Annotated in this window: 13 protein-coding genes; 6 read left to right on the top strand and 7 right to left on the bottom strand. The window is 58.4% G+C overall.

Features of this window, described 5'->3' with window-relative positions; genetic code table 11:
- Positions 1-18: 18 nt before the first annotated feature.
- The 3 genes from HOY34_RS06885 to HOY34_RS06875 form a co-directional block, all read right to left on the bottom strand.
- Positions 19-201 (bottom strand): hypothetical protein, encoded by a 183-nt coding sequence (locus tag HOY34_RS06885; protein ID WP_253944277.1) that lies wholly within the window; start codon positions 199-201, stop codon positions 19-21.
- A 160-nt stretch (positions 202-361) separates the two neighbouring features.
- Positions 362-637, bottom strand: coding sequence for a DUF982 domain-containing protein (locus tag HOY34_RS06880; protein ID WP_253944276.1), 276 nt, complete (start codon positions 635-637; stop codon positions 362-364).
- Between the two features lie 112 nt (positions 638-749).
- Positions 750-956: a cold-shock protein gene (locus HOY34_RS06875; protein WP_172361213.1), complete on the bottom strand. Its 207-nt coding sequence runs from the start codon at positions 954-956 to the stop codon at positions 750-752.
- 361 nt (positions 957-1,317) lie between these two features.
- On the opposite strand from HOY34_RS06875, the gene HOY34_RS06870 reads away from it, so the two are divergent.
- From HOY34_RS06870 to HOY34_RS06860, 3 genes are all read left to right on the top strand, one after another.
- Complete coding sequence (locus HOY34_RS06870) at positions 1,318-2,139, top strand: cupin domain-containing protein (protein WP_172361211.1); 822 nt, start codon at positions 1,318-1,320, stop codon at positions 2,137-2,139.
- Positions 2,140-2,687: 548 nt separating this feature from the next.
- On the top strand, positions 2,688-4,058 hold the full coding sequence (locus tag HOY34_RS06865; protein ID WP_172361209.1) for a hemolysin family protein: 1,371 nt from the start codon (positions 2,688-2,690) through the stop codon (positions 4,056-4,058).
- On the top strand, positions 4,055-5,083 hold the full coding sequence (locus HOY34_RS06860) for a hemolysin family protein (protein WP_172361207.1): 1,029 nt from the start codon (positions 4,055-4,057) through the stop codon (positions 5,081-5,083). The genes HOY34_RS06865 and HOY34_RS06860 overlap by 4 nt, the downstream gene beginning before the upstream one ends.
- Before the next feature lie 169 nt (positions 5,084-5,252).
- Here HOY34_RS06860 and groL read toward each other — a convergent pair whose 3' ends face one another.
- Together groL and HOY34_RS06850 are read right to left on the bottom strand one after the other, a co-directional pair.
- Positions 5,253-6,878 carry a chaperonin GroEL gene (gene groL, locus HOY34_RS06855; protein WP_172361205.1) on the bottom strand — a complete coding sequence of 542 codons (1,626 nt, stop codon included), beginning with the start codon at positions 6,876-6,878 and terminating at the stop codon, positions 5,253-5,255.
- 54 nt (positions 6,879-6,932) lie between these two features.
- Entirely contained in the window at positions 6,933-7,247 is a 315-nt protein-coding gene (locus HOY34_RS06850; RefSeq protein WP_172361203.1) for a co-chaperone GroES, read from the bottom strand.
- Between the two features lie 295 nt (positions 7,248-7,542).
- Here HOY34_RS06850 and HOY34_RS06845 point away from each other — a divergent pair, with 295 nt between their 5' ends.
- Positions 7,543-7,821 carry an usg protein gene (locus HOY34_RS06845; protein WP_172361201.1) on the top strand — a complete coding sequence of 93 codons (279 nt, stop codon included), beginning with the start codon at positions 7,543-7,545 and terminating at the stop codon, positions 7,819-7,821.
- A 134-nt stretch (positions 7,822-7,955) separates the two neighbouring features.
- Positions 7,956-8,300 (top strand): zinc ribbon domain-containing protein YjdM, encoded by a 345-nt coding sequence (locus HOY34_RS06840; protein ID WP_172361199.1) that lies wholly within the window; start codon positions 7,956-7,958, stop codon positions 8,298-8,300.
- A gap of 152 nt (positions 8,301-8,452) precedes the next feature.
- Here HOY34_RS06840 and HOY34_RS06835 read toward each other — a convergent pair whose 3' ends face one another.
- Complete coding sequence (locus tag HOY34_RS06835) at positions 8,453-9,058, bottom strand: TetR/AcrR family transcriptional regulator (RefSeq protein ID WP_172361197.1); 606 nt, start codon at positions 9,056-9,058, stop codon at positions 8,453-8,455.
- A 162-nt stretch (positions 9,059-9,220) separates the two neighbouring features.
- Between HOY34_RS06835 and HOY34_RS06830 the strand changes: the two genes are divergently transcribed.
- Positions 9,221-10,102, top strand: coding sequence for an alpha/beta hydrolase family protein (locus tag HOY34_RS06830; RefSeq protein WP_253944275.1), 882 nt, complete (start codon positions 9,221-9,223; stop codon positions 10,100-10,102).
- 476 nt (positions 10,103-10,578) lie between these two features.
- On the opposite strand, the gene HOY34_RS06825 is transcribed toward HOY34_RS06830, so the two are convergent.
- A complete protein-coding gene (locus tag HOY34_RS06825) occupies positions 10,579-12,774 on the bottom strand; it encodes a DEAD/DEAH box helicase (RefSeq protein WP_172361193.1) in 2,196 nt (731 codons plus the stop codon).
- Positions 12,775-13,016 lie beyond the last annotated feature (242 nt).

Genomic DNA, 13,016 nt, shown 5'->3' with positions numbered 1-13,016 from the left:
TGAAATCCGGGCGATCCATCAGACCGCCTTGATGCGTTTTCCTGTTGGCAGGGAAGCTACCAGCTTTCCGGCCTGTTCTCTTTCGAGCCGTGCTGTTCTCAACCGGCGGGTTTTTTCTGCGCGCTCGGAAATCTCGGTATCCCGCTCTTCCAATGCGCGTGTGCGGTCCAGAAACTGCGACTGGGTCTTGTCGAAAGCCATTTCCGCAATCTGCCGTGCTCTGCTCAATGTACCAGGCATTATGATTCTCCGATTTCCAAAACAATTACCATCCGACCTGGGGAAAAGGCCTTCCCCGCCGGGACCTTGTTATTTGAAGGCCAGCAGTGAATACGGCCGCACTGGTCCCCCAACAGGGGCGTCAGGCCGCACGCCGGGACGAATAGCCGACAAGGTTTTCCGGTACAAAGCCGGCCGATCTTGCCGCAGCGACGAAGGCGCGTCGCGCCACACCGACGGGAACAATACAATCCATGGCCGCTTCGACCTGCTGGAGAGCTGTCGAGCGCGCCTCGTCCGCAATCGGCCACCTTTTCAGCAACCAGTATTTTACTTGCTCGATGGTGCTGAACTTCTGCACATCGCCATCAGGAGACATGACAAAGGAAAGGGGTTGCCCCCAGTTAATTTCAATCAACCAGATTTCTTTCTTGGAAGGCGGAAGGGATATGCGGATCGCATCTCTACCATTCCGGGGACAGCGGGTCCGGCATCACACCGATCCCGCTCTCTGTATCAATACCCGAATATCAGGCGAGTACGAGATTTGTAGCGGATTCACGGCCATTGCGATCACGTTCCAGATCGAACGAGACAGCCTGACCATCATCAAGGCCACGGATACCCGCACGCTCAAGCGCGGTCACATGGACGAAAACGTCCTTCGAGCCACCCTCGGGCGCGATAAAACCAAAGCCTTTGGTGGAGTTGAACCATTTCACGGTGCCATTGGCCATCGTGATGTTCCTTTCATAGGTGCCACCCACAAAATGCGGCGGCCCGGCAAAGCTGAAAATCCAAAGCTGAGCCGAAAGGGACAGGTCCGAAAAACAGAAGATGCTCAACACATATAGCGCATGAGAGGCAGAATTACTACCAAAGGATTCGCGAGCATGGTCCTGGGCGAGGTTAACTGCTGTTATCGTTACAAACTATCCGGCAGCTTGGAGAAGCGCGGCGGTCGCGGTTTCGACAGCTTCAGGGATCTTGAAAACAGGATCGCTCTCCCCATCTCAGGCGAAGTCCCCGGATATTGTCCGGTGATTACAGTCACTTCACTACTATCACCCTCCAACACCCGTTTGGGAAACCGGGCCGATGCTGATCGAGACACAGAAAAACCGAAACCACTTCGCACCTGACACCCCAGCCCTGCCCTTCAGGGCAGAGTTGCTGCCCCCCAGAAAACCGTCTGCATGCTCACATATGGGCGAGGCGGACTGCCAACAGGCCGCTGTCGAGACGGTCTTCGATGCGTCCGAGACCGGGCTTGTAGTCAGATGGATCCGGACCGCCTCTTCTGGAACCCCCGCCGTGCATCCTCTGTACGGACCGGAACGCGGCGACAAATGGTGGTACATCGCTGACACCACCCCTGGCTCCTGGCTGCAACTTGGACTGAAGCAGCCTTGCACTGCCGAGCAGCTCCGGGCTGCAGTGGTGGAAAACAATCTTCCAGCCCTTCTGAGAAAAATCGAACCTGCGGTCGGCGATATGTTTGTTGTCGAAGCAGGGACCGTACATGCCCTCGGTCCTGGCCTGACAATCGTGGAAATCGCGCGTGGTAATGATGACGCTATACCTCTGACCGCAACAGATGCTGCGCAGCTGGCACAAATCTCCCAGCAGACCACTCTTGTCCCGAGCCCTATTGCATCTCTGCCCGGCGACCATCTTCCGTTCCGCATCGCCTGTGAGATGCTCGGCCCTGAGCAACGGGTCATGCTCATGGATCCCCTGGCAGCTGTAGCGGTTGTGGAAGGCAGTGGCACCTTTGGCAATCGTCCCTATGAAGCCGGACAATGCTGGCAGTTCAATGGCCCGCTCACCACTCGCGCAATCGAGCCAACGGTGTTGATCATTGCCGAGCGCTGCGAGCCCAACCCTGATCGGGCGAACATGTGGCGGATCCGGAGTTAGGGGGCAATCGCCGCGTGTAGGGAAGAAAATACCCCGATCTCCGCGGCACGGCCATCATCTTAGAGGGCTAAGATACCTGCGCATAGCTAAGATACCTGCGCATAATTGTTTCATAGACCTCACTGGGAAAAGGCTGAAGAAAATGATATGTTGTTTCAACCTTGCAGACGCGACGCGCCACGGGTTCGATACTGAAGCTTTTCGGAAAGGAGTTCTGGTGCGCTACCTATCAGACGACCGCACCTGATGCCTGATCCCAGCCGAAGTCCCGCGGAGGACGATGAGACGCCGTCTGCGATACATCGATCCTCCGCAGAACACCAACCAGAACTCTCCCGGTCCGATCCAGACCGCTACCGCAGCGGTGCGTTCACCGCTGAACGGGACTGTGTTTTCTCGGAACATAGTTTCGCGCCTCCGAGGAGTGCCTTGCCGAGCACCCTGCTGCCGCGTGAGCCGCTCCCCCCAGAAAACCAACTCGTTCAACAGCACCGCACGGCAGCCTTGGGCTCCGGCGTCCTGCCTCCAACCCTGAGACATGCCCTCCGATGATTGAGCCCCTCTTACTTCTGCTTGCCGGCCTTCTTGTGATCCTCGTCATTATCGCGGCCGGAGCATATTTCGTTGCCCAGGAATTCTCCTATATGGCCGTCGACCGCACCCGTCTGGCGGCGCAGGCCGCAAGCGGAGACGCCGGAGCGAAGCGCGCGCTCGCGGTCACCAAACGCACCAGCTTCATGCTCTCGGGCGCACAACTGGGTATTACGGTCACTGGACTCATGGTCGGCTATGTCGCGGAACCGTTGGTGGGCCAGTCACTGGGCCTGCTTCTCGGCGGCATTGGCGTGCCGCAAACCGTAGGAATCGCAGTCGGCACCACGCTGACCCTCGTCTTCGCCACCATCGTGCAGATGATCTTTGGCGAACTCTACCCGAAGAACCTGGCCATCGCGGATCCCGAACCCATGGCCAAAAGGCTCGCGGCCTCGACCCAAGCTTATCTGAAGATCTTCGGCTGGCTGATCACCTTCTTTGACAAATCGGCCAACCTGTTCCTGCGACTGCTGCGGATCGAACCGGTGCATGATCTGGACGTCAGCGCCTCGGCCGAGGATTTGCCACATATCATCGCGGAATCGCGCGAGAGCGGTGACCTTCCGGTCGAACTGTCGCTGATGATGGACCGCATCCTAGATTTCCCCCATCGCGATGTCGAGCACGCAATGGTGCCGCGCGCCCAGGCCGACTGGATCGACCCCGACACCACCATTGCAGAGATCCAGAAGATGATGGCCACCGGGCACACACGATACCCGGTCATCAATGACGATGACGTGCCCGTCGGCGTGGTGCATCTGGCCGACATTCTGCCGCAGATCAATGCAGGCAGGCCTGACGCGCCTGCCACATCGGTGATGCGGCCAGTCTCCATCGTGCCGACCCTGATGCCGCTTCCCGCCGCGCTCGACACGCTGGTCAAGTCCGGCAACAAGATGGTCTGCGTCATCGACGAATATGGCGGTTTCGCGGGGGTTCTCACCATCGAGGACATCGCAATGGAGGTCGTGGGTGAGATCACCGACGAATTCGACAAAAGTGCTATCACGCCGGTCCAGGAAGAAGCCGAGAATGTCTGGGTTATGGAAGGCGATGTTCACCTGGATGAGGTGGAACGGGCCCTGAACCATGACCTGCCCCGCGGCGATTTCGAAACGATTGCCGGTCTGCTTATCGCGCAACTGGGCCGCCTGCCCACCAAGATCGAAACCATTCGCATCGATCTGCCGACCGAGGGCGCCGATCTCGTATCCGACGCGCCGGTCCGCCGCTGGCTGGAGGTGAATGTCCTGCGCATCGCGCGCCATGTCCCAAGCCTCGTGCGCGTCAAACTTGTCGAAGAGACGGAGCAGGACCAATGACCGACCCGCTTGTTGTTACCCTCGCGACAATCGCGCTGATCGTCCTCAGTGCTTTCTTCGTGATCATCGAGTTTGCGCTGCTCGGCGCGAGGCGGCACCGGCTGGAAGAGCTGGCCCCGAACAGCAGTTCTGCCCGTGCGGCACTGCGTGGCATGAATGACCTGACCCTGATGCTGGCCGGGGCGCAACTCGGGATAACGCTGTGCACCTTTGCCCTTGGCGCCATTACCAAGCCTGCGGTCCATTACGCGCTTGGACCGCTCCTCCTTGAATGGGGGGCCGCCAGCTGGCTGGCGGAAAGCGCATCCTTCTTCCTGTCTCTCTTGCTCGTCACCTTTCTGCACCTGGTGGTCGGAGAGATGGCCCCGAAGTCATGGGCCATTGCCAATCCCGAGAAATCGGCAATGTCGATCAGCCTCCTTGCGCAGGCCTATATCTGGCCGCTGCGCCCGCTCCTTCGCTGGATCAACCACATCGCCAACCGTCTGGTCAGGGCGAGCGGCGTCGAACCGGTCGAAAGCGCCGCAGTAGGAGGACAGGACGCAGCCACCATCCGCCAGCTTGTCGAGCATTCCGCCGAGGTTGGCGCGCTGGAACCCGGCCTGCGCCGTCAGCTCTCCGGTCTGATCGACCTCGGCACCATGCCGGTCCAGAGCATCATCGCAGCCGGCCATTCCGTGACCACCGTCAAACCGGACGCAACCGTGGCAGAGGTCCGCGAAATCGCTTCGAAATCCACGCATATGCGCTTGCTCATTGGCGGAGCCGGCGAACCGCGCGTCATCCATGTGCGGGACCTCCTGCTGAAGGACGACAAGATCCCCGCCACCAGCCTGGCGCGCCCGGCATTCATCCTGAAAGCCGAAACACCGATCTATGAGGCTTTGGCAAATATGCGCGCGGCAAGCGTTCAACTGGCGGTGGTTATGAATGAAAACCGCGTCGCTGGCGTCGTAACTCTGGCCGACATTCTCAAGCGCGTATTGCCTGTCCCACCGACAAACGCCACCCGCAGCACTATGTAACCAGGCAAGCGGGAGCCCTCAGGAGTCGAGGAGAAGGTCAGGATGACCATAGCCCCGCAGTCAGACTGCGGGGCTATGGCGGTAAGTATTCGAACCTCCGGGACGCGACCTCGGCGCGAAGGTCAGTGGCCTCGCCCCATACCTGGGGCGAGGCCGTCTGGTTTTCACCTCAGAAGTCCATTCCGCCTGCGGGAACAGGAGCCGCTGTTTCCTTCTTCGGCTTTTCTGCGATCATCGCCTCGGTGGTGATGAGAAGCCCCGCAACCGAAGCTGCGTCCTGCAGAGCAGTCCGGACCACCTTTGCCGGGTCAATCACGCCCTGCGCATAGAGATCGCCGAACTCACCAGTCTGGGCGTTCCAGCCCCAGGTCGGTTCGGAGCTTTCCCGGAGCTTGCCGACAATGACGGCCCCTTCGGTACCGGCATTGGCCGCGATCTGACGAACCGGGGCCTCGATGGCCTGCCGGATGATCTCGGTGCCGTGTTTCTGGTCAGCATTCTCGGTCGCGATACTGTCCAGAACCTTCGCCGCGCGCAGAAGCGCCGTGCCACCCCCGGGAAGGATGCCCTCCTCCACGGCAGCGCGGGTCGCGTGGAGCGCATCGTCGACGCGGTCCTTCTTCTCCTTCACTTCGACTTCGGTTGCACCGCCAACACGGATCACCGCAACACCGCCTGCGAGTTTTGCCAGCCGCTCCTGAAGTTTCTCGCGGTCGTAGTCGCTGGTGGTCTCCTCGATCTGGGCTCTGATCTGGCTGACGCGCGCCTGGATATCGGCCTTGGTGCCTGCCCCATCGACGATGGTCGTATTGTCCTTGTCGATGACGACCTTCTTCGCACGGCCGAGCATATCGAGCGTGACGTTTTCCAGCTTGATGCCCAGTTCCTCACTGATCGCGGTGCCGCCGGTGAGAATGGCGATATCCTGCAGCATTGCCTTACGCCGATCGCCAAAGCCCGGAGCCTTGACCGCCGCGATCTTCAGCCCGCCGCGCAGCTTGTTCACCACCAGGGTCGCCAAAGCCTCACCCTCGACGTCCTCGGCGATGATCAGGAGCGGCTTGCCGGACTGGATCACCGTCTCAAGGACCGGGACGAGCGCCTGAAGGTTCGAGAGCTTCTTCTCATGAATGAGCAGGTAGGGGTCCTCCAACTCGACCCGCATCTTGTCCTGATTGGTCACAAAATAGGGTGATAGATAGCCACGGTCGAACTGCATGCCCTCGACCACTTCCAGCTCGGAGATCGCGGTCTTGGCCTCTTCGACCGTGATGACGCCCTCATTGCCGACTTTTTGCATCGCCTCGGCCAGGAAACCGCCGATCTCCGCATCGCCATTGGCGGAAATCGTGCCGACCTGGGCGATCTCGTCGTTCTTCGTCACCTTGCGGGCATTCGCTTTCAACTCACCGACAACGGCCTCGACCGCCTTGTCGATGCCGCGCTTGAGATCCATCGGGTTCATGCCGGCAGCAACAGCCTTCGCGCCCTCGCGCACGATGGCCTGCGCCAGAACCGTCGCCGTCGTGGTGCCATCCCCGGCAGCATCATTGGTCTTGGAGGCAACCTCGCGCACCATCTGCGCGCCCATATTCTCGAACTTGTCCTCAAGCTCGATTTCCTTGGCGACCGATACACCGTCCTTGGTGATGCGCGGAGCTCCGAAGCTCTTGTCGATCACGACATTGCGCCCCTTGGGGCCAAGCGTGACCTTCACGGCATTGGCAAGGATATCGACGCCACGCAGCATCTTTTCACGGGCGTCAGAGTGGAATTTGACTTCCTTCGCAGTCATTTTCTGATTTCTCCTCTACAGGCAGTTTCTTCGACTGGATTGCAGGGGAAGGCCTCAGGCGGCCTTCTTCGCGGCGGCGGGCTGGTCGATGACACCCATCACATCGCTTTCCTTCATGATCAGCAGATCCTCACCATCAAGCCGGATCTCGGTACCGGACCATTTGCCGAACAGAATGCGATCCCCGACAGAGACGTCGAGCGGGATCAGCGTGCCGCTGTCATCACGGGCACCCGAGCCGACAGCCAGGACCTCCCCTTCCTGGGGCTTTTCCTTGGCGGTGTCGGGGATGATCAGCCCCCCGGAGGTCTTCTCTTCAGCGTCGATACGGCGGACCAGAATACGGTCATGCAGTGGACGGAACGTCATATCGTTCTCCTCTTGGACAAACAGATTTTGAGAGGTTCCACCGCTCCGGACCGGCCCGGAAAGACCGGGCCCAGAGCGGGGCCGCGCGACCCGTGAGGCGTCGCGCGCCATATAATTCTGTAACCCCAAAAGAGGTTTCAAGGGGTCAGGTCAAAAAAAATCACTCGCAACCCGTCGCTGCTAACAGACTGTATTCCCCCGACAAAAAATCGCGAGCTCCGCCCCAACATCTTGAAAATTCGCTCTCGCCGGGACAGCATGCCTCTGTCCGGGTTATCAAACGAAGGAGGATGATATGACCCGTATTCACGGACGCGAGCTCCGTATGCAGCTGGAAGGCTACGGCCTCACAACTGCGGAAATCCACTACCGGATGCCCGATCATCCGGGGATCCTCCAGACCTATATCTGGCAGGAATATGATCTTGCTCCGGAGTTCCCGGAACTGCGAGGCTTTCTGGAATTCTGGAAAGCAAAACTCCACGGCCCGCTGCACTCCGTGCGCGTCGCGCATCAACACCTGATCAGGCCATCAGAATGGAAAGCTGTTGACGGGATCATCTCGATCCACTGACGGGAGATTGAAGCCGGAACCGCCCACCAAGTGAATCTGAGGGGGGGCTCCGTAGCCAGAGACACGAGAGGATATTGCGGATGCCCGAACATGCGCATCTGGCATTTTTGACCTTATAGCTCTATTGCCAAACCATGACCGATACCCTGCCCCCCTGCCCAGAATGCAAATCCGCCTATACCTATCAGGCGGACACGGTGTTGACCTGCCCGGAATGCGGCCATGAGTGGCAGCCAGGTTCGGCTGGAGACACAGATACGCGGGAGGTGCGGGATAGCGTGGGCAATGTGCTGCATGACGGCGATACCGTCACCGTCATCAAGGACCTGAAGATCAAGGGATCTTCTTCTGTGGTGAAGGTGGGCACCAAGGTACGCAGCATCCGACTGGTTGACGGCGATCACGACATCGACTGCAAAATCCCGGGAATTGGCCAGATGGGGCTAAAGTCGCAGTTCGTGAAGAAGGTCGCTGACTGACCTCACATACGTTCCGCGTTCCCGGCACTCGAGGGTGCACTTATGTGATCGATGGTGCCAGAGAACTGACGTTCGCAGCGTTGGAATGTGCACCTGACGCATTTCATGCCGAACTGCGCCTGGTCGCTGGAGTCTGATATTACCTTTCGTGCTTATGACCGGCGCTGTTCCTTCAGGATCTCATGGCGCCCCCTGCGGATCAGAGCGGCGGCGGCCGCTCCGGCGACCTCGAAGTATTCCGGGTCGCGGTGCAGCAGGACGACCGCGAAGGCGCCATCCAACAGCAGGATGACCTGGCGGGCAAGCGTCTGCGCAATCATATCGTCCCCCACCTCGCGCAGCACCGAACACAGCCAGGCCTCGACCCGCTTCTTGTGCGCGCGCGCCGCAGCAATGGCCGGGTGGCCTGGTAGGTTGACCAGTTCTACGGAGGCCCGCAGGAAACCGCAGCCCTTCCAGGTGCGGCGGCGTGCGGCACGGGCCAGCTGGTCGAAAATGGCCTGGACCTTGTCGGCCACATCGCCCTCCGACCGCGCGAACCAGTGCTGAAACACGGCCAGATTGGGCTGGTCCCGCATCTGGAGCCAGGCGGCGATCAGATCGTCCTTGCTGCGGAAATGATAATAGAGCGTGCGCTTGGTCACCCCCACCGCCTCGGCGATACCGTCCATGCTGACGGCGCGGAGCCCCTCGGCATAGAACAGCTTTCCGGCAGCGTCGAGGATGCGGTCGCGGGTGGGGGAAGACAGCCTAGCCATGGCCAAATATATACCGACCAGTGAATATACTCAATCCGACCCGCTGCTAAGCTGGCGCGCATGGAACATAGTTGCGATCATCAACCCCCGCCGAACGCTCCCGTCACGCTCCAATGCGCCGACGGGGTAAGCTTGCATGGTCATCTGTGGCCCGCCCGGGCAATGCGTGAAGGCCGGGTCATCATCAACCCGGCCACCGGCGTGCTCGCGCAGTATTATCACCGCTATGCGGCTTTTCTTGCCATGCACGGGTTCGACGTCCTGACCTGGGATTATCGCGGCATTGGACTGTCACGCCCGGCGGATCTGCGCGGGTGTGGCTATCGCTGGCAGGACTGGGGAACGCAGGACTTCGCGGCGGCGCTGACGTTCATGGCCGGGCGCAGAGGCGGCCCGCTGATCGTGGTGGGGCACAGCATCGGCGGCTTTCTTCCCGGCCTCGCGGCAGGAGCGGAGCAGATCGACCGGCTTCTCACCATCGGCGCGCAATATGCATGGTGGGGCGATTACGCCCCCCGGCGGCGACTGGCGCTCTTGCTGAAATGGCATATTGCCATGCCAGTACTTGCAGCGCTTTGCGGCTATTTCCCCGGCCGGCGCCTTGGGTGGCTGGAGGACCTTCCAGCCGGGGTCGCCCATGAATGGGCCTTCCGCCGCATGCGTTTCGAATTGTCGCATCCGGTTGCGGAAAGGTCGGAGGTAACGCGACGCATGGCTTCTGTCCGCGCGGATATCCTCGCGGTCGGGGTCTCGGATGACGAATTGGGAACCCCTCCCGCCATCCGTCGCACCCTTGGGTATTACACCGGCGCGGATCGCACCGCCGTGCTGCTGCATCCCGCCGATTACGGGCGGCAGAGCATCGGTCATTTCAACCTGTTCCACGACAGCCATGCGCGGAGTTTCTGGCGTGAAACGCTGACCTGGCTGCGCGATGGGCAAAACCCCTGGCCGGATCGCGTCACGCTACAGGCGCGTCCCGCGTCAGATGGCGAAACGGGCTCCTCGCCCGTGTCGGGAGGTCGGCACCCAGCCCGATACTGACTGACAGTTGCCGCACGGCCCGACCGTCTACCAGTCGGATGACCACGCGGCCCGATAGCGGGAGATATGGAGCGCACCTACGCGGGATACGCAGTGCCCCACACTAGCGCGGTGCCGAATTCAGGAAATTTCTAGAGGCAGCAACAAAATCAACGGCGGTCCCGATGACACACCACTGCGCCATCAAACTCGCTCAAAACATGATGCTTCAAAAGCAATCACCTGGCCAACGACTTGCATGGCCAGACACGCTGTCGGTAGCAAGTAGCGCCACCGAGACGCCTACAAGGTCGAAAAGGGCGGAAAGCCGTCTGACCGAGTCGCAGCATCGCAATCACAGCAAAGCCAAGATAACGGTCACTCATGCAAGATGCAGCAAACAGCCTTGGAAATGGTCTTACCTGAGAAGATGACAAAATGACGACAGCATTGTACAGATCTGAGACCAATTATCTTTTAAGTTGAAACTGCGAGGATTAGCTGCGCTCGGCTACCACCACTCGAAATTTCATCCCCCACGTGTCCATCAGAAGTGCCTCAGTCGAAGCAAAAATCTCCAAATGGCTAGGGTTGAAGTCCGTCTTGACATAGCCAGGTTGGACCACCGTCACGCCGAATTCATAGGAGAGCTCTTTCCAGCGGTTTACCCATCCATTGACATTGGCGGGCGACCCAACAAGGTATCGACTAGCACGACTGCCCCTCCTCGCCTTTGCCTCTCTTTTCTGCAGATGATCCAAGAAAATGTCAGGCCGCTCGCGCCAACGGATGCATTTCTGCGCCTGACCGCATACGGCATAGAGATCATCAACACGCGCACCTTGGTGATCGCTTGACGAATATTTCAGATGAAAGAGATCCACTTTGAGAGTATTTCCTGATAATCGCATAGCGACCAAATCGGCGATTTCTCCTGATCCATCGTCATTATAGATTACCTCATACTCCGCATCGCTATCGCGCAATCGACGAGCCATGAAGGCCTGAATCGAGTCATCGTCCATGGATGTAAGGGACTCCCGACGAATATTGACGCCCATCCAGTTAACAGGTTCGATCTTATCCAGATCAAAAGCGGGACGATCCTCATATGGTGGTAGCACAAACAGGTCGTGATCGACGAGCATATCACCGTCGGCAAAGTAAATGTGCGGCGGGTCCTCTACAAACTTATCTTTCAAAAATTTCTCCTTGCCGCGGAAATGAACCAAAACATCATGCCCGCTGATTTGGCGATAGTGTGCGCCAGATGCATCAATTGTCATCTCAAATTTGGCGACCCTCTCATCAGCAACAATGCGAAAACCGAGCGGACCTGTCGCGCTAAAGGATGTTAGTTCGATATCGCAGTCATAGAAGGGAGATCGTACACCTTCGACCTCAATATCAACCTTGTCTTCTTGCAGATGGAGGAAGGTCTCCGGCCAGGCTATCGCGATCGCAGGCTTCTCGGGACGGCTCGTCTGCCGTTTTGGTCTGACCAATCGTTGAATAATCTTATCGGTTGTGATCGTGCTGTCGGTTAGCTTACGGCCAAGACTTTGGCACCAGTCTATCCAGTCGCCAAAATTGTTCGTACTGTCGTAGGACCAGATCTTGCCCTTTACTGAACAGCCAATCGTCGTTTTACCATCGTCGGTGTAGCCCTGCCCAAAGAGATTGGTTTTCATTCTGTTGCGATTTCCAGGCAACGTATCAAGTTGCTCACCGATGTCCGATCCCATGAAACTAGAGTAACGGACTGGCTTGCGTTGCGTTTCGCTTAAGCCAAGGTTCATCAAAACCATTCGACGGAAACCGTCGAGAACCCGGAAGATATGCTCGCCGCGGATCCGCTCGACATCTAACCCACAGATTTTTTTCGCAATATCTTCATGAAGATCCTTAAGTCGGGAACTATTAATGTAGAGCAGCCCTTGGTCGTCATCCCAGTGGATCATGTAGAGGTTGTACTCTACATTCGTAGGCTCCTTGGTAGAAGTCCACCGTAGGCGATCTTCATCTCTTTTGACGAAGATCGCGATCCGCTCCGTCTCATTAATATGTGGGCCTTCAACAATGGACCCGGCCTTAAAGAGATCTTCAACAGCATGGGGCTGCCATGTTGCACAGGTTGTCTTGTAAACAACAGTGCTCATCCGAGGCGTTAAAGTCTCTAGCGGAAAATGCTCGGGCACCTCAGAAAATCCCGAAAATACCTCTTCACGGCGACGCTCTTTCTCCGTCCGATTGGCTCCGACAACGCTCAAGACTCGATTCCAGTCAGCATCCTCAGCGTAGAGCGCCCTAAGTGAATCTTTAATGTCCGTGCCGGTGATGTTGGCGATCACCGTTGCATCGCCAAGATCATTACGCGTGCGTGTGAACCGCCCGACGAACTGGAAAGTGACCGCCTCACTCCGCTGTTTATCATGAAGGGCGGCAATTTTCAGATCCGGGAGATCAAAGCCTTCGCCCAGCATATCCACGCAAACTGCGATCTTGCTTCGCTTCTCCATCAATTCATTTAGTCTGGCATCTCGATCAGCTTTACTGAGTTCGCTATGAATTAGGACCGGGGCGGCGTCGGGAGCAGCGCTTGCATACTTAAGGTAAAGAGTAGCAGCCCGGGAAATAGTGCCTGCTCGCGCCATCACTAGATGATCGTAGCCCGCGGCATGATCCTCCTTCATCACGCGAACTGCTTCCGCCACAATCCGATCGTCCGCATCCTCCTGATCGAGGCCTTGAATGGGCACGAACTTGATGGGCTTAAATAGGTTCTCCTCCTGCGCTTTCGATAGCGGATTGAACCGCTCCGGGTTTGCCGGAGGCTGATTACGGTTAGTTACGCGGCGATGTCTTCAATTTCCAGAGCCGCGTAGAAGTTTGCTTCTGCCTCTGCTGGCGGGATGCTCCCGATCGGCTCAAGCAG

It is taken from the genome of Pseudogemmobacter hezensis (genome assembly GCF_013155295.1).
In the GTDB taxonomy this organism is placed as follows: domain Bacteria; phylum Pseudomonadota; class Alphaproteobacteria; order Rhodobacterales; family Rhodobacteraceae; genus Pseudogemmobacter; species Pseudogemmobacter hezensis.
Note: the sequence above shows the minus strand (reverse complement) of the source record. Positions and strands in the feature narration are given on the sequence as shown.